General features: G+C 70.8%; 10 protein-coding genes. 2 read left to right on the top strand and 8 right to left on the bottom strand.

What is annotated here, in order from left to right:
* Positions 1-15: 15 nt before the first annotated feature.
* From pgi to tkt, 5 genes are read right to left on the bottom strand one after another with little or no spacing between them, the layout of a single operon-like run.
* Complete coding sequence (gene pgi / locus ABZ919_RS02215; protein ID WP_361241410.1) at positions 16-1,662, bottom strand: glucose-6-phosphate isomerase; 1,647 nt, start codon at positions 1,660-1,662, stop codon at positions 16-18.
* Between the two features lies 1 nt (position 1,663).
* Complete coding sequence (gene opcA / locus ABZ919_RS02210) at positions 1,664-2,590, bottom strand: glucose-6-phosphate dehydrogenase assembly protein OpcA (protein ID WP_361241407.1); 927 nt, start codon at positions 2,588-2,590, stop codon at positions 1,664-1,666.
* Entirely contained in the window at positions 2,587-4,176 is a 1,590-nt protein-coding gene (gene zwf, locus ABZ919_RS02205) for a glucose-6-phosphate dehydrogenase (RefSeq protein WP_361241405.1), read from the bottom strand. Before zwf ends, opcA begins: the two co-directional genes overlap by 4 nt.
* Positions 4,173-5,318 carry a transaldolase gene (gene tal, locus ABZ919_RS02200; protein ID WP_361241402.1) on the bottom strand — a complete coding sequence of 382 codons (1,146 nt, stop codon included), beginning with the start codon at positions 5,316-5,318 and terminating at the stop codon, positions 4,173-4,175. The genes zwf and tal overlap by 4 nt, the downstream gene beginning before the upstream one ends.
* A 31-nt stretch (positions 5,319-5,349) precedes the next feature.
* Entirely contained in the window at positions 5,350-7,425 is a 2,076-nt protein-coding gene (gene tkt / locus ABZ919_RS02195) for a transketolase (protein WP_361241399.1), read from the bottom strand.
* Positions 7,426-7,571: 146 nt separating this feature from the next.
* Here tkt and ABZ919_RS02190 point away from each other — a divergent pair, with 146 nt between their 5' ends.
* Entirely contained in the window at positions 7,572-8,477 is a 906-nt protein-coding gene (locus ABZ919_RS02190) for an AraC family transcriptional regulator (RefSeq protein ID WP_361241396.1), read from the top strand.
* Between the two features lie 86 nt (positions 8,478-8,563).
* Here ABZ919_RS02190 and ABZ919_RS02185 read toward each other — a convergent pair whose 3' ends face one another.
* Both ABZ919_RS02185 and ABZ919_RS02180 read right to left on the bottom strand, forming a co-directional pair.
* Entirely contained in the window at positions 8,564-12,745 is a 4,182-nt protein-coding gene (locus ABZ919_RS02185; RefSeq protein WP_361241393.1) for a S8 family serine peptidase, read from the bottom strand.
* A 479-nt stretch (positions 12,746-13,224) separates the two neighbouring features.
* Entirely contained in the window at positions 13,225-14,625 is a 1,401-nt protein-coding gene (locus ABZ919_RS02180) for a glycoside hydrolase family 16 protein (RefSeq protein ID WP_361241390.1), read from the bottom strand.
* A 307-nt stretch (positions 14,626-14,932) separates the two neighbouring features.
* On the opposite strand from ABZ919_RS02180, the gene ABZ919_RS02175 reads away from it, so the two are divergent.
* On the top strand, positions 14,933-15,607 hold the full coding sequence (locus ABZ919_RS02175) for a formylglycine-generating enzyme family protein (protein WP_361241387.1): 675 nt from the start codon (positions 14,933-14,935) through the stop codon (positions 15,605-15,607).
* Between the two features lie 695 nt (positions 15,608-16,302).
* Here the strand turns inward: ABZ919_RS02175 and ABZ919_RS02170 are convergent.
* Positions 16,303-16,686: an AQJ64_40280 family protein gene (locus ABZ919_RS02170; protein WP_361241384.1), complete on the bottom strand. Its 384-nt coding sequence runs from the start codon at positions 16,684-16,686 to the stop codon at positions 16,303-16,305.
* Positions 16,687-16,926: the final 240 nt, after the last annotated feature.

Raw genomic sequence — 16,926 nt, 5'->3', positions numbered from 1 at the left:
GCTGTCATGACAGATTCACTTCCTAAGCGTGCGGTAGGCGGCGACCAGGGCCGTGGTGGACGGGTCGAGGCCGGGTACGTCGGCGCCCTGGGTGAGGGCCGGTTCGACCCGCTTGGCCAGCACCTTGCCCAGCTCCACGCCCCACTGGTCGAAGGAGTCGATGTTCCACACCGCGCCCTGCACGAACACCTTGTGCTCGTAGAGGGCGACCAGCTGACCGAGCACGGACGGGGTCAGCTCGCCGGCGAGGACCGTGGTGGTGGGGTGGTCGCCGCGGAAGGTGCGGTGCGTCACCTGCTCCTCGGGCACGCCCTCCGCACGGACCTCCTCGGCAGTCTTGCCGAAGGCGAGCGCCTGGGTCTGGGCGAAGAAGTTGGCCATCAGCAGGTCGTGCTGCGCCTTGAGTTCAGCGCTCAGCTCGCCGACGGGCCGGGCGAAGCCGATAAAGTCCGCCGGGATCAGCTTGGTGCCCTGGTGGATCAACTGGTAATAGGCGTGCTGGCCGTTGGTGCCGGGCGTGCCCCACACCACCGGGCCGGTCTGCCAGTCCACCGGCTTCCCGTCGCGCTGCACCGACTTGCCGTTGGACTCCATGTCCAGCTGCTGGAGGTAGGCGGTGAACTTCGACAGGTAGTGGCTGTACGGCAGCACCGCGTGCGACTGGGCGTCGTGGAAGTTGCCGTACCAGATGCCCAGCAGGCCCAGCAGCAAAGGCGCGTTGGCCTCGGCGGGCGCGGTGCGGAAGTGCTCGTCCATCAGCCGGAAGCCGTCGAGCATCTCCCGGAACCGGTCGGGGCCGATGGCGATCATCAGGGACAGGCCGATCGCCGAATCGTACGAGTACCGGCCGCCGACCCAGTCCCAGAACTCGAACATGTTGTCCGGGTCGATGCCGAACTCGGTGACCTTCTCGGCGTTGGTCGACAGGGCCACGAAGTGCCGGGCGACGGCCTTCTCGTCGCCCTCGAAGGCCTTCAGCAGCCAGGAGCGCGCCGAGGTGGCGTTGGTGATCGTCTCGATCGTGGTGAACGTCTTGGACGCGACGATGAACAGCGTCTCGGCCGGGTCCAGGTCCCGGGTGGCCTCGTGCAGGTCGGCGCCGTCCACGTTCGACACGAAACGGAACGTCAACTCCCGTGCCGTGTAGGGGCGCAGGACCTCGTAGGCCATGGCGGGACCGAGGTCGGAGCCACCGATGCCGATGTTGACGACGTTCCTGATCCGCCTGCCGGTGTGGCCGGTCCACTCGCCGGAGCGGACCCGGTCGGCGAAGCCGGCCATCTTGTCGAGTACGGCGTGCACCTTGGGCACGACGTTCTCGCCGTCGACCTCGACCACCGCGTCCCGGGCGGCGCGCAGCGCGGTGTGCAGCACCGCGCGGTTCTCGGTGACATTGATCTTCTCGCCGCGGAACATGGCGTCGCGCAGCGCGAACACGCCGGTGGCGGCGGCGAGTTCCTGGAGCAGGGCGAGGGTCTCGTCGGTGATCAGGTGCTTGCTGTAGTCGATGTACAGGTCGCCGACCCGTACGACATACCGCTCGGCGCGGCCGGGGTCCGCCGCGAACAGCTCGCGCAGGTGCGGCTGCCCCTCGGCGCGGTGGTCGGCGAGGGCCGTGCACTCGGGCCGGTTGGTGAGCTTCGGGAACTCGGACTCTGCCATCTCAGGCGTTCTCCTTGGCGGCCTCGCCCTTGAGGGCGATGGCGTACATCTCGTCGGCGTCGAGGCGGCGCAGCTCCTCGGCGATGAGTTCGGAGGTGGGGCGGACCTTCAGCGCCAGGGTGCGCGGCGGCTGGCCCGGCAGGGTCAGCGTCGCGAGCGGGCCCTCGGGGCGGTCGATGACGACGTCGCCGTTGGCAGTGCCGAGGCGTACGGCCGTGACCACCGGACCCGCGGTGACCACCCGGTCCACGTGCACGTGCAGCCGGGCCTCCAGCCAGCGGGCCAGCAGTTCGGCGCTCGGGTTGTCCGCCTCGGCCTCGACGGCCGCCGAGATCACCTTCGCCCGGGCCTGGTCCAGGGCGGCGGCCAGCATCGACCGCCACAGCGTGAGCCGGGTCCAGGCGAGGTCGGTGTCGCCCGGGGCGTAGTTGCGGGCGCGGGTCTGCAGGACCTCCATCGGCCGCTCGACCGCGTACAGGTCGGTGATACGCCGCTGGGCCAGCGCGCCGAGCGGGTCCTGCGACGGGGTGTCGGGCGCCTCCACCGGCCACCACACGACGACGGGCGCGTCCGGCAGCAGCAGCGGCAGGACGACCGAGTCGGCGTGGTCGGACACCTCGCCGTAGGTGCGCAGCACGACCGTCTCGCCGGTGCCGGCCTCGGAGCCGACCCGGACCTCGGCGTCGAGCCGGGAGTGGGTGCGGTCGCGCAGGGTGCGGGCGTGCCGCTTGATGACGACCAGGGTCCGCGAGGGGTGCTCGTGCGAGGCCTCCTCGGCGGCCTTGAGCGAGTCGTAGGCGTTCTCCTCGTCCGTGACGATGACCATCGTCAGGACCATGCCCACGGCCGGGGTGCCGATGGCGCGGCGGCCCTGCACCAACGCCTTGTTGATCTTGCTTGCCGTGGTGTCGGTCAGGTCGATCTTCATGGCCTGCGCCAGCTCCGTCCGTCTCGTGCGAGCATCTCGTCCGCTTCCCTCGGTCCCCAGCCGCCCGACGCGTACTGCGCCGGCCTGCCGTGCGCCGCCCAGTACTCCTCGATCGGGTCGAGGATCTTCCAGGACTCTTCCACTTCCTGGTGACGGGGGAACAAATTCGCGTCCCCGAGCAGCACGTCCAGGATGAGCCGCTCGTACGCCTCCGGGCTGGACTCGGTGAACGACTCGCCGTAGGCGAAGTCCATCGACACGTCCCGGATCTCCATCGACGTGCCCGGCACCTTGGACCCGAACCGCACGGTCATGCCCTCGTCCGGCTGGACACGGATCACGATCGCGTTCTGGCCCAGCTCCTCCGTGGCGGTGGAGTCGAAGGGGGAGTGCGGGGCCCGCTTGAAGACCACGGCGATCTCGGTGACCCTGCGGCCGAGGCGCTTGCCGGTGCGCAGGTAGAAGGGGACGCCCGCCCAGCGGCGGTTGTCGACCTCCAGCTTGATCGCCGCGTAGGTGTCGGTCTTCGACTGCCGGTCGATGCCGTCCTCTTCGAGGTAACCGACGACCTTCTCACCGCCCTGCCAGCCGGCCGCGTACTGCCCGCGCACGGTGTGCCTGCCGAGGTCCGCCGGCAGCCGCACCGACTTCAGCACCTTCAGCTTCTCGGTGAGCAGCGCCTCCGCGTCGAACGCGATCGGCTCCTCCATGGCGGTCAGCGCCATGAGCTGCAGCAGGTGGTTCTGGATGACGTCACGGGCGGCGCCGATGCCGTCGTAGTAGCCGGCGCGCCCGCCGATGCCGATGTCCTCGGCCATGGTGATCTGGATGTGGTCGACGTACGACCGGTTCCAGATCGGCTCGTACATCTGGTTGGCGAAGCGCAGCGCCAGGATGTTCTGGACGGTCTCCTTGCCGAGGTAGTGGTCGATGCGGAACACCTGGTCCGGCTCGAACACCTCGTGCACGATCGCGTTCAGCTCGCGGGCGCTGGCCAGGTCGTGGCCGAACGGCTTCTCGATGACCGCGCGCCGCCAGGAGCCCTCCGGCGGGTTCGCCAGGCCGTGTTTCTTCAGCTGCTGCACGACCTTCGGGAAGAACTTCGGCGGCACCGAGAGGTAGAAGGCGAAGTTGCCACCGGTGCCGCGGGAGGCGTCCAGCTCGTCGACGGCGTCCTTGAGCTGCTTGAACGCGGTGTCGTCGTCGAAGTCGCCGGGGATGAACCGCATGCCCTCGGCGAGTTGCTGCCACACCTCCTCACGGAAGGGGGTGCGGGAGTGCTCGCGCACCGCGTCGTGGACGACCTGGGCGAAGTCCTGGTCCTCCCAGTCCCGGCGCGCGAAGCCCACCAGGGAGAAGCCCGGTGGCAGCAGACCGCGGTTGGCCAGGTCGTACACCGCCGGCATCAGCTTCTTGCGGGACAGGTCACCGGTCACCCCGAAGATGACCAGGCCGGACGGACCGGCGATCCGGGGGAGCCGGCGGTCGCGGGTGTCCCGGAGCGGGTTCTCCCAGCCGGCGGCCGGGGCCACCGGGACCCGCACCGCCTCGGGTGCGGGTGCCTGGGCGGGTGCGTGCTCGGTCATCGGGCGTCAACTCCCTTGCTCGTCAGGGACTTCGCTACGGCGTCCAGCAGCTCCTGCCAGGCCGCCTCGAACTTGGCGACGCCCTCGTCCTCCAGCTGCTGGACGACCTCGTCGTAGGAGACACCCAGGCGCTCGAGGGCGTCCAGGTCGGCGCGGGCCTGCGCATAGCCGCCGGTCACCGTGTCGCCGGTGATCTCGCCGTGGTCGGCGACGGCGTTCAGCGTGGCCTCCGGCATCGTGTTGACGGTGCCCGGCGCGACCAGCTCGTCCACGTACAGGGTGTCCTTGTACGTGGGGTCCTTCACACCGGTGGACGCCCACAGCGGACGCTGCTTGTTCGCCTTCTCCTCGGCGAGCGCCGACCACCGGCCGGAGGCGAAGACCTCCTCGTACGCCTCGTAGGCGAGCCGGGCGTTGGCGAGGGCCGCGCGGCCCTTGAGGGCCAGGGCCTCGTCGGTGCCGAGGGCGGTCAGCCGCTTGTCGATCTCAAAGTCCACGCGGGAGACGAAGAACGACGCCACCGAGTGGATCGTCGAGAGGTCGATGCCACGCGCGCGGGCCTTCTCCAGGCCGGCCAGGTAGGCGGCCATGACCTCGCGGTAGCGCTCCAGGGAGAAGATCAGGGTCACGTTGACGCTGATGCCGAGCCCGATGACCTCGGTGATCGCCGGCAGACCCGCCTCGGTCGCCGGGATCTTGATCATCGCATTGGGACGGTCGACCAGCCAGGCCAGCTGCTTGGCCTCGGCGACGGTCGCCTCGGTGCGGTGGGCCAGGCGCGGGTCGACCTCGATGGAGACCCGGCCGTCACGGCCGTCCGTGCCGTCGTACACCGGGCGCAGGATGTCGGCGGCGTCGCGCACGTCGGCGGTCGTCATCATGCGCACCGCCTCGTCCACCGTCACCCCGCGCGCGGCGAGGTCGGCGAGCTGCTCCTCGTAGCCCTCTCCGGAGCCGATGGCGGCCTGGAAGATCGACGGGTTCGTCGTGACGCCGACGGCGCTGCCGCTCGCCACCAGCTCGGCGAGGCTGCCCGAGGTGATCCGCCTCCGCGACAGGTCGTCCAGCCAGATGGACACGCCCTCGTCGGCGAGGAGCTTGAGGGCTCCCGGGGTCGCGATTGCTTCGGTCACAGTGATCATTCTTCTTTCGGATCGTTGTCGGGCGTCGGTGTCAGGCGCGCGCGGCGGCGAGCGAGGCGCGGGCCGCCGCGGCGACGTTGTCGGGGGTGAAGCCGAACTCGGCGAACAGGGTCGTGGCGTCCGCGGAGGCACCGAAGTGCTCGAGGGAGACGATGCGTCCCGCGTCGCCCAGGTAGCGGTACCAGGTCAGACCGATGCCGGCCTCCACGGCGACCCGAGCCTTCACGGCCGGCGGCAGCACGCGGTCCCGGTACTCGCGTGGCTGCTCCTCGAACCACTCCACGGACGGCATGGACACCACCCGGGTGCCGATCCCCTCGGCCTCCAGCTGCTCCCGCGCGGCCACGGCCAGCTGCACCTCGGAGCCCGTCGCGATGATGACCACCTCCGGGACCTCGGTCGAGGACTCGCGCAGCACATAGCCGCCCTTGGCCGCGTCCTCGTTCGGCGCGTACACCGGCACGCCCTGGCGGGTGAGCGCGAGCCCGTGCGGTGCCGGGTCGGTGGCGTGCCTCTTCAGGATCTCGGCCCAGGCCACCGCGGTCTCGTTGGCGTCGGCCGGGCGGACGACGTTCAGGCCCGGGATGGCGCGCAGCGAGGCCAGGTGCTCGACCGGCTGGTGGGTGGGGCCGTCCTCGCCGAGGCCGACGGAGTCGTGGGTCCAGACGTACGTCACCGGCAGCTGCATCAGCGCCGACATCCGCACGGCGTTGCGCATGTAGTCGGAGAACACCAGGAAGGTGCCGCCGTAGATACGGGTGTTGCCGTGCAGGGCGATGCCGTTCATCTCCGCGGCCATGGAGAACTCGCGGATGCCGAAGTGCACGGTACGGCCGTACGGGTCGGCCTCGGGCAGCGGGTTGCCCCGCGGCAGGAAGGAGCTGGTCCTGTCGATGGTGGTGTTGTTGGAGCCGGCGAGGTCGGCGGAGCCGCCCCACAGCTCGGGGATCACCGGGCCGAGAGCCTGCAGCACCTTGCCCGAGGCGGCACGCGTCGCGACCGACTTGCCCTCCTCGAACACCGGGAGGCTGTCCTCCCAGCCCTCGGGCAGCTCGCCCTTGCTCACGCGCTCGAACAGCTCGGCGCGCTCCGGCTGCGCGGCGCGCCACTCGGCGATCCGCTTGTCCCAGGCGGCGTGCGCCTCGGCGCCCCGGTCCAGCGCCCCGCGGGTGTGCCGGAGCACCTCGTCGTCCACCTGGAAGGTCCGCTCCGCATCGAAGCCGAGGGCGCGCTTGGTGGCGGCGATCTCCTCCTCGCCGAGCGCGGAGCCGTGCGAGGCCTCGGTGTTCCGCGCGTTCGGCGCGGGCCAGGCGATGATCGTGCGCATCGCGATGATCGAGGGCCGCTCGGTCTCGGCCTGCGCGGCCTTCAGCGCCGCATACAGGGCGGGTACGTCGATGTCGCCGTCGGCGGTGGGCTCGACGCGCTGGGTGTGCCAGCCGTAGGCCTCGTACCGCTGCAGCACGTCCTCGGAGAACGCGGTGGCGGTGTCGCCCTCGATGGAGATGTGGTTGTCGTCGTAGAGGAAGACGAGGTTGCCGAGCTTCTGGTGACCGGCGAGTGAGGAGGCCTCCGCGGAGACGCCCTCCTCCAGGTCGCCGTCGGAGACGATCGCCCAGACGGTGTGGTCGAACGGGGAGGCGCCCGCGGGGGCCTCCGGGTCGAACAGGCCGCGCTCGTAGCGGGCGGCCATCGCCATGCCGACCGCGTTGGCGACGCCCTGGCCGAGCGGGCCGGTGGTGGTCTCGACGCCGGCGGTGTGGCCGTACTCGGGATGGCCGGGCGTCTTCGAGCCGTGCGTGCGGAAGGCCTTCAGGTCCTCCAGCTCCAGCTCGTAGCCCGAGAGGAACAGCTGGGTGTACAGGGTCAGCGAGGTGTGCCCGGGGGAGAGAACGAAACGATCCCGGCCGGTCCACTCTGGGTCGGCGGGATCGTGACGCATCACCTTCTGAAAGATCGTGTATGCGGCGGGTGCCAGGCTCATCGCCGTACCGGGGTGTCCGTTGCCCACCTTCTGCACCGCGTCGGCCGCCAGGAGACGGGCGGTGTCCACGGCACGCCGGTCGAGGTCCGTCCACTCGAAGCCATCGGAGGTCTGCGTGGTCATCTTCAAGAAGTCCTCGTTCAGTGCGAGATTTCTGGCCTGGCGCGTTCAAACTTAAAAGTCTGACTTTTTCGACGGAAGGTGGGGGTGTGTCAGCCTGTGGTGAATCTGGGACAGTGATCGCGCGACAGGGACGGCACGAAGAGGACATGGCTGACGCAACGCCGCAAACCGGCGAAGGTCCTACGGGCCACGACGGAATCAGAACCTTCCCCTTCCCGGCCGAGCTGGCCGTCGGCGGCGTCGGCATGCAGATCGGTCCCATGGGCACGGACCACACCTGGCACGCCGACGCCCCTCTGCACCGTGTCCACCGCATCGACTTCCATGTCGTCATGCTGTTCACCGACGGCCCCGTACGGCACATGATCGACTTCGCCGAGTACGAGGCCACGGCCGGCGACCTGCTGTGGATCCGCCCCGGACAGGTCCACCGCTTCTCCCGTGAGTCCGTGTACCGCGGAACCGTTCTGACCATGCAGCCCGGCTTCCTGCCCCGTGTCACCGTCGAGGCCACCGGCCTGTACCGCTACGACCTCCCGCCCCTGCTGCGCCCCGACCGGGCCCGCCGTGCCGCCCTGCAGGCCTCGCTCGACCAGCTGCGCCGCGAGTACGAGGACACGGCGACGCTCCCCCTCAGCCTGCACACCGCTGTCCTCAGGCACACCCTCACCGCGTGCCTGCTGCGCCTCGCCCACCTCGCGGCCAGCTCCGCGCCGACCGGCCGGCAGCAGACGGACAGCACCTTCACCCGCTTCCGCGACGCCGTCGAGCACGGCTTCGCCACCAACCACAGCGTCAGCGCCTACGCCGACGCCCTCGGCTACTCCCGTCGCACCCTGGTCCGCGCCGTCCGCGCCGCCACCGGCGAGACCCCCAAGGGCTTCATCGACAAACGCGTCGTCCTGGAGGCCAAACGCCTCCTCGCCCACACGGACATGCCGATCGGCCGCGTCGGGGCTGCCGTGGGCTTCCCCGACGCGGCCAACTTCACCAAGTTCTTCCAGCTGCACACCGGGCAGACACCGGCCGTGTTCCGGGCCGAACTGCGCTGAGCGGTTCAGCGCTCGGTCCCGGGAACGCCGAAGGTCCGCGGGCGCTGTGGCGCCCGCGGACCCGGGTGGTCGAGCTGCGTGCCCGATCAGTAGGTGAACTGCTGGATCTGGCTGCCGTCGGCTGCGTACGTCCAGCCGGTCCGGGTCGCCGGGTCGAGCTGGACGACGCGCTCGCGATGGTTCTGCAGCCTGCCGTTCCAGGAGCCGAACAGCGGGTACTCGACGCCGGTGACCGCGCCCACCGTCCGGCCCGTCCTCAGGTCGACCACGGCGATGCGGCCGGTGGCGTTGTTGTCACCGAAGCCGTACTGCTGGTAGCCGCCCGTCGGCTTCAGGTCCGGGAACCGGAAGGCGAACAGGGCGAGTTGGTGCTCGCCGTCGACGGCGAGCGCGAGGGGTGTCTGCGCCGTTCCGATGTTCACCGGGTCCCCGCCGGGCAACTGTGCGAAGTATGCCGTGCCGGCGAAGTTGACGCTGTAGGAGTGGTACCACGTCTCGTAGAGGTTGCCCTTCTGGTCGGAGGCGAGGTCCCCGGCGCACGGGGTTCCCCCCTGGCTGTGGGTGACCGTTCCGCTGTCGAGGTCGACGGTGGCCACGGTGCCGCCTCCCACGGAGGCCAGGCAGTTGACGGTGCTCCCGGTCAGCTGCGCGGAGAAGACGCCGGTCGACTCGTCCACGTCCAGAAGCCCGTACGAGGTCCTCCCGTCCGGGGTGGGGTCGAGCTGGAGGGGGGTGCCCATGGCGCCGGTCGCCGTGTCCACGGGCAGGACGAAGCCCGCCCGGTCGCCCGACCGGTAGGCGAGCACCGCTGCGCGGTGGCGCTCGGTGTCCACCCGTCCGCCCGTCACGACGTACTGGTCGTCGACCCGGACGGGGCTGCCGACCGTTTGGCCGGTGCTCGTGTCGTAGGTCTCGAGCCACTGCTCGCCGGTGGTGGTCTGCTTGTGCAGGACCAGCGTGCGGTGCCCGGAGTCGACGCCGAACACCTCGTAGACGGATCCGTACGCCGGATCGCTCGTCAGCTTGCGTCCGTAGGTTCCGGTGGCCGTGTCGTAGTCGTACACCGAGCCCTCACCCGTGGGGCTTTCGACCGCCGCGACCGACGTACCGCCGGGGACGATCGCGAAGTCGGTCAGGTTCGTGCCGTCGGGGGCCACCCCGTCGTCGTAGGCCAGCAGGGACGTCGGCGAAGCCTGCCCGACGGTTCTGCCTTGCCGGTCGACGGCGAACACCCGCAGGTCGTAGGCGACCGAGGAGGGGAGTTCGAGCGCGCGGGCGTCGAGGTCCGCGGTACCTCGCGTGCCCTGGAAGGAACGGTCGAGCGTGGCCGGGCTGTCCACCCCGTCGTGGTCGCGGGTGGTGCCGTTCTGGTTGCTGACCATGTTGTACGAGTTGTACATGTTCGGTCCGGGCGCGGAGAACTCCAGCAGCGTGCCGGTGGCGCCCTCGACCCGCGACACGTCGTAGTGCACCGAGAACTTCGGTGCGGCCCGGTCGATCTCCAGCAGGTGGCCGAACTCCCCGGATGCCTTCGCGGCCAGTGTCGGCGCCGCCGGGCGTTGCGAGGGGGAGCCGCCGTCGACCCGGATCGAGGCGAACTCGCCGTACACCGGGCCGCGCTTGGAGCTGCCTGTGGGGTTCTGGAGGATACCGATCCCGTAGATGCCGCCGCCGGCGGAGAACGCGTCGGCCGGGACGGTGACCGTGCCGCGAAGTCCCGTCAGCGGGGCGGTGTAGGCGGGGGAGAAGATGGGCGCCGATGCGGGGTTCCAGTGGCCGACTCCGGACACGACCAACTGGGGCGAGCTGACCTTCCGCACTCCGGTGAGGTCGTAGCTCACCCGCACGGAGCGCCCCGCCTCGACCACCGGCCGGACCACCGGGGCGAGTGCCTCGGCGTAGCCCCCGTCGGTGGGCCCGAAGGTCAGCTCGTGGGCGGCGGAGGCCAGCACCTGGTGACCGTGGCGCACCTCGAAGGTGAGCGAGAGCTGACGGTCCGTCGTGGAGAGGACCGGCAGTCCCGCCGCCGTCAGCATCTGCGTGGGGGTCAGCCGGATCGCCGGCGCGTCGGAGGTGAACTCGTGGTTCCCGATGCGCAGGGCGTAGCTGACGCCCCGCCGGTCGGGCAGGCCGGTCACGTCGGCACCGATGGTCACGGGCCCCACCAGGCCCTCCCCGGTGGCGCCGGCGCCCGTGCCCGGTCCCGCCAGGTCGATGCGTCCGGGATCGGTGGCTTCCAGATAGGAGCCGCCGAGCCCGCCCGTGGTCTGGCGATGCGCCACCGAGAGCCGGACGATCCGGGGCGTGCCCGCGCCGGCCCCGCCGCCGTGTGCCTGGTCCAGGACCGCCTGCACCGCGGCGGTGACGTCGAGCTGCGGACCGACGTGCAGCGGCCGGTCGATCTGCGGCGGCGTGGGTACGGCCCGGCCGGTGCGCTCCAGCAGCGAACGGACGTCCTGCGGCGACGGGTGCTGCCCGGTCAGCCGCGAGGCCTGCAGCACGACCGCGGCGGCGGCCGCGATCTCGGGCGCGGACGCCGAAGTGCCTCCGTTGAGGACCTCCGCGACCGACTGCGCGGTCTGCCCCTGGTGTTCGAAGGCGGGGATCGCGTCACTGGGCGCCGAGACGTCCACGCGCGTGCCGAATCCCGAGGAGAAGCCCCCGGAGCCGTTGAGCCTGGTGGTCGCCCAGGTCCCGTTGCCCGAGGCGGCCGAGCCGTTCTGCGGCGGAACGGACAGCGTGTCGTCGGTCGTGGTGCCGCCCGCGGCGATCGAGCCGGAGTCCAGGACCCTGCTGGGCGTGGTCGACAGCTGGTCGTCGTCGATCCTGGTGGCGTCGGCGGCCCGGCGCGCCACGTCGGTCGGGGTGCTGCCGCCGTCGGGCCCGACTGCGGCGTTGGTGTACAGCCTGGTCCCGTCGTTCGACGAGACCACCATGGTGATGCCGTACTGCTGCACGATCGACGCGATCACGGACTGCTGGACCGGGTCGTCCTCCAGGTAGCGGCCGGCGACACCGTAGGCGTCGGTGCCGTAGCCCAGGCTGGCGGTGATCACGTCGGGCCGCGGCGTCTGCCGGGCCGCGGCCAGCAGGGCCACCGCGATCTGACTGAACGTCGGCTGCTGCGGGACGACGAGCCGGTAGTCGGCCCCCGGGGCGATGCCCAGCAGGTCGGAGGGCCCACTGCCCTGCATGCCCGGGCGCTGCAGGTCGTGCGGCAGCGGCGCCATCACGGAGAAGTCCAGCAGCACCTCACCCAGCGCGGCGTCCTGCCCCTGGGTCGAGCCGGTCGGGTCGAGTGCGCCGGTTCCGTCCGCGGTGTAGGTGGGGATCAAGGGCATCGTGGGGATGTCCAGGTACCGCCGGCCGTTCTGGACGACGGTCGTCGGCCCCGCAGGGCCCAGGTGCGGCGTCGACGCGTCCGTCAGGTCGCCGACCGAGACGTTGGTGATGGTCTCCCCGGCGCCCGGCAGTTGGTCGAACTTCCGCTTCAGCAGGCTGTAGGCGCCCGTCGCGTCGACGCCACCGGCGTTGAGGAAGCTCTGCAGCGAGGTGCCGAGAGCCGCGTTGCCGGGCACACCGTCGGCGCCGGTGGCGCCGCCGTCCTGGTCCTTCGCCGGCGAGCCGGCCCTGCCGGCCGCGGCGCGCACCGATGGGGGCAGCGGTACGGCGCCGGTGTTCATGGGAGAGACGGTCCGGTCGGGCTCGGCGTAGACGACACCGGGAGCGGCGGCCAGTGTCCGGGCAGCCGCCGAGGGGTCGCCGCCGGCCAGTTGGACGACCTGGACCTTGGACAGATCGATCGCCGTGGGGCCCAGCTTCGCCCGGGCGGCCGAGTGCAACTGCCGGGCCTGGGCGTCCGTGAGACCCGGCAGCAGGGGCCGCAAGGAGACGGCGTGGGCCCGGTGGAGGGCGGTGTTGACCGTGTCGTCCGAGGTCAACGGGGTGTGCACGTGCAGATTGCGCTGTGTGCCCAGGGACTCGCCGGTCACGTGGGTGTCGTTGCCGAGCACCACAAGGACCTGATGGGAGCCGGGCTTCGCCGACTGCGCGGGCGTGGGCTTGAGGAACGAGCGCCACGGACCGAGCGCCGAGGATCCGGGCGGGGAGGGCAGAGCGGTCCCGGCGGACGGACCTCTCGCGCCGGTGCCGGCCGCCGGGGTCCGCCCGCCGGTGGCCGACGCGTACTCCACGGGTGTGCCGAGCAGTACGGCCGCCCCGGCTATGGTGGCGAGGCCGCGAGCGATCGCTCGTCTCCGCCGTTTCATGGGCACTCCACTTCTTGCAGAAGAACTCGGGGAACCAAGGAGGGGGCGCCGATCCCCCAGCGGCGCCCGGACCGTGGGGAATCTGTCAACCTGCACCTGCAGGCACAAGACGACGAGGGCGGCGGGCTTCGGCCAGCCGGCAGAAAGTCGCCACCCGACCGGCGAGACGTGGCGACGTCCGACGTGCTGTCGGCGCAGGCACCGGGCCGTCGCCGTCCCTGCGATGTGCCCGCGACCCGCGGCGGACAGCAGCCCGAACCGGGGGCGGACGTCACCTCGAGCGGAGGGCGCGCAAGGACGGCCCCGTGGCCGAATTCCGGCAGGTGGCGGCTGGTGACCAGGGAGGACCGGATCTGCAGAGGGAACTTGACGCCGTCGCACCCGGCGAGGCGAGCCGTCGATGCCACGACCGCCGGTGGCGGTGTAAGCGGCTCCGGGGGCTGACCCGTACGCGCAGGTCAGCCCCCGGCACCGGGCGCTCAGTGGCCGAAGTCGAACCAGTTGACGTTCACGAAGTCGGCCGGCTGGCCGCTGCTGAAGGTCAGGTAGACGTCGTGCGTTCCGGTCACGGCGGCGATGTTGGCCGGGACCGTTCTCCAGCTCTGCCAGCCTCCGGTGTTGCCGACCGCGAAGCTGCCGATGGGCGCGTTGCTCCGGCTGTCCAGGCGTACTTCGACCAGGCCGCTCACCCCGGACGCGGCACCGCTCGCCACGCGTGCGTAGAACTGTGTGGCCGGTGTGGAGCCGAAGTTCACGCCCTTGTACAGCGCCCAGTCGCCGTTCGCGATGTATCCGACGTCCTGACCGCCGCCGGTGTCCGTGGTGGGCTCGGTGGCGATGCCGGACTGGCCGTCGTAGGACTCGGCCTGGACGGCGCTGTAGGCGTCGCGGTTGCCGGGGGGCGGGGGAGTGGTGCCGCCGCCGCTGCCCGAGGACTGCAGGACCTGCACGTAGTCGACGACCATCGGGTGGCCGGACTCGGTGGCACCGGTCGGGCCGCCGCCGAACGCACCGGGGAAGCCGCCGCCCATCGCCACGTTCAGGATGACGAAGAAGCCGTGGTTCGTGGCGTTGGCCCAGGTCGTCGCGTCCATCTGGTTCGCCGTGACCGTCTGGTAGTTCACGCCGTCGACGGAGAAGCGGATCGCCTCCGGGCTCACCGAGCGGTCCCACTCCATCGTGTACGTGTGGAAGCCCGACTGGCAGGTGGAGTTGGGGCAGGCCGTCGAGTTCCCGAGGCCCGTCGTCTCGTTGCAGGGGCCGCCGGGGTTGGTGCCGCAGTGCATGGTGGCCCAGGTCTTGTTCAGGCCCTGGACGTTCTCCATGACGTCCAGCTCACCGACGCTCGGCCAGTTCTGGTAGTTGCCGCGGTACGGCGCGCCCAGCATCCAGAACGCCGGCCAGTAGCCGGCGGCCGCGTTCCCGGTCACGTCAGGCATCTGGATACGGGCCTCCACGCGCAGCTTGCCACCGGCCGGGGGCTGGAAGTCGGTGCGAGTGGTCTCGATGCGGCCGGAGGTCCAGTTGCCGGCGGCGTCGCGACGCGGGGTGATGAGCAGGTCGCCGTTGCCGTCGAGCGAGACGTTGTTCGTGCTCGACGTCATCGTCTCGACCTCGCCCGTGCCCCAGTTCGCGGCCCCGCCCGGGTACGAAGTCCCGGTGTCGTACTGCCAGTTCGACGTGCTGACGCCCGAGCCGGCCGCACCGTTGAAGTCGTCCAGGAAGACCTGGTTCCAGCCCGAGGGAGGTGCGGGGGCGGTGGCGCCCGCGGGCGAGGTGGCCGCCGTGGCGACCGCGGCGGCCAGGCCGAGCGTGGCGACGACGGCGACGAGCGCGCGCCGCAGGGGGCGGGGTCTTGCTGTGCCGGAGGATGCGGTCATGGGGGAGGCCTCTCGGATACGGGTGGGGTGTGCGGGGAGCCTCGCAGGGCGCCCTCACGCTCTCTGAGAGCGCTCTCACGGTGCCGCCAATGTGCTCCCCGCCCCCACGGCCGTCAAGGCTTGAAACAAATAAAGTCCTGTGCTTCGCAAGGGAGTTCAGGGGGTGAAGCCTCCCTTACCGGCTCAGATCGCTTTGCCGCCTCGGGTGAACGGATCATCGGCGAGCGTCGACGGTCACCGCTCGCGTCGTTCCGGCCGCCGGCCCGGCGCCCGTGAGATGCCCCGCGCGCATTAGGGTTACCTGCTGATGGACACGGGCGTAGGAAGCGAAATGATCGCCGTTCCGCCGGGGCAGGTGATGCTGTCGGACCGGCGGACAGAACGCAGTTGGTCGCTCGAGCTTGCGCCATACCGGTTGGCGGCGTTCCAGGTGACTCAGGCGCTGTACGCACACATCACCGGGAAGCGGCCGGGGACCTCTCCGGAGGACCAGTCACCCGTGGAGGGAGTTTCCTGGTGGGACGCGGTCCGGTTCTGCAACGCCCTGTCGCGGCGTGACGGGTTCACACCCGCCTACCGCTTCCCCGCCGAGGGTGAAGGCATCGCGTGGGATCCGTCGGCCGATGGGTACCGGCTGCCGACCGAGGCCGAGTGGGAACACGCCTGCCGTGCCGGGACGACCGGACCGCGTTACGGGCCGCTCGACGAGGTCGCCTGGTATCGCGGCAACTCGCAGGAACGAGTGCATGACGTGGGCGGCAAGCGGCCGAACCCGTGGGGCCTGTACGACATGCTCGGCAACGTCTGGGAGTGGTGCTGGGACGTCTACGACGCCGAGGTCTACGGCACCTACCGGGTGCTGCGCGGCGGCGGCTGGTTCGACGAGCACTGGAGCTGCCGGGCCTCCGTGCGCCGCCGCAGCCACCCGACTTTCCAGGTCGACGACGTGGGCTTTCGCATCGCACGGTCTGTCAGGGGCTGACCCTCACCGTGCGTGCTCCCCAGGGAGCGTATCGGCTCCGGGCTCCGCTGGCTTCCGTGACGAGACGGGTGGCGGTCCGGTCGGGGTAGCCGAGGGCCTTCGTGATGGGGGAGGAGGTGCGCGCCTGAGTCGGTGCCCCGCACCGCTGCGAGGCACTGGTGGTAGAGGTCGGCCAGGACGAGCCGTCCTTCGTGTTCGGCCCAGAGCTCGGTTGCCGTGTCCACGCAGGCGAAGGCCGTCGCGGCGATCGCCTTGGATCGCAGGTCGCAGCAGAAGAACTGGCCGCCGAGCTGCGCGCACTCCATCCGATCCGGGTCGACGTGGTGGCGATGGACCTGGCCACGGACAACCCCGGCCAGACCCTGGCCACGCTGGTGGATCTGCTCGGCCTGCAGGTCACCAGCTTGGTCGACAACGCTGGGTTCGCCAGTCTCGCTCTACGGGGCGGCCAAAGCATTCGTGCTGAGCCTCACCGAGGCGCTGTGGGAGGAGTCGCGCGGCGCCGGTCTGCGGGTGCTGGCCCTGTCTCCTGGCGCCACCCGGACGGGTGATGGCCGCCCTCGCCCGTAGGTTGGCCAGCCGCCGGCAGGTCATCCGAGCGGTCGGTCGGCTCACCGCCGAGGGGGCATGACGGGGGGCGCCAGAGCTGTCCTGCCGACCAGGTGGCCGAGGCATCCGCTGGGGGGAGCTGTGGGTCATATGCCGGGACGCGTGCCCCATGCGGTCTGGAGAGCTGACGGCACGTCTTTTCCGAGAAGGATGTGCGTGTTCCCGCCTGGCAGGGTGGGCAGCTCGGCCCAGTGGGTCACGGTTTCCGCACCGGCACGGCCGTAGGGCAGACGGACGACCCCGTCGGAGTCGACGAAGCAGTCTCGGTGTTCAGCCCCGTCCTCGCTCCAGTGCAGGGTCGTGAAGTACATCGGCCTCACCAGCCAGAACTCCTCACCCAACGCGTCACCGGACTCGCCGGCGTCGTCGGCCGGGTAGCGGCCCGTGATCGCCGCTGCCACCGGTGTACCGCTCCGGGGGAGACTCTCGCGTGCGTCCACCCACGTCACGACGGTGCTCGGATTCGTCATCTCCACCCTCACTCAGGCACTCGGCATGTCGTCTTCCGCCCGTACGACGGTGCGTCGGCATGGCGCTGCCTCGGCATCCGGCAAGACCGCCCGGCGCTCGCGAAGGTTGCTCGAGCCGCAACGAGCACGGCTTCAGACATCTCGACACATGCCTTCGCCACGCCAGGTTGCCCTGCCCGGGAGGCACTCACCCCGAGACGAACGGCCTCCGGGAGGAGCGTGACGCACGCTCGTCAAGGG

This window comes from Streptomyces sp. NPDC046759, from assembly GCF_040645475.1.
In the GTDB taxonomy this organism is placed as follows: Bacteria; Actinomycetota; Actinomycetes; order Streptomycetales; family Streptomycetaceae; genus Streptomyces.
Note: the sequence above shows the minus strand (reverse complement) of the source record. Positions and strands in the feature narration are given on the sequence as shown.

What these genes read in the sequence shown, in the direction of transcription:
- ABZ919_RS02185 (WP_361241393.1), bottom strand. Translation starts at nt 12,745, where the DNA reads ATGAAACGGCGGAGACGAGCGATCGCTCGCGGCCTCGCCACCATAGCC.
- tkt (WP_361241399.1), bottom strand. Translation starts at nt 7,425, where the DNA reads ATGACCACGCAGACCTCCGATGGCTTCGAGTGGACGGACCTCGACCGG.
- ABZ919_RS02170 (WP_361241384.1), bottom strand. Translation starts at nt 16,686, where the DNA reads ATGACGAATCCGAGCACCGTCGTGACGTGGGTGGACGCACGCGAGAGT.
- pgi (WP_361241410.1), bottom strand. Translation starts at nt 1,662, where the DNA reads ATGGCAGAGTCCGAGTTCCCGAAGCTCACCAACCGGCCCGAGTGCACG.
- opcA (WP_361241407.1), bottom strand. Translation starts at nt 2,590, where the DNA reads ATGAAGATCGACCTGACCGACACCACGGCAAGCAAGATCAACAAGGCG.
- zwf (WP_361241405.1), bottom strand. Translation starts at nt 4,176, where the DNA reads ATGACCGAGCACGCACCCGCCCAGGCACCCGCACCCGAGGCGGTGCGG.
- ABZ919_RS02190 (WP_361241396.1), top strand. Translation starts at nt 7,572, where the DNA reads ATGGCTGACGCAACGCCGCAAACCGGCGAAGGTCCTACGGGCCACGAC.
- tal (WP_361241402.1), bottom strand. Translation starts at nt 5,318, where the DNA reads ATGATCACTGTGACCGAAGCAATCGCGACCCCGGGAGCCCTCAAGCTC.
- ABZ919_RS02180 (WP_361241390.1), bottom strand. Translation starts at nt 14,625, where the DNA reads ATGACCGCATCCTCCGGCACAGCAAGACCCCGCCCCCTGCGGCGCGCG.
- ABZ919_RS02175 (WP_361241387.1), top strand. Translation starts at nt 14,933, where the DNA reads ATGGACACGGGCGTAGGAAGCGAAATGATCGCCGTTCCGCCGGGGCAG.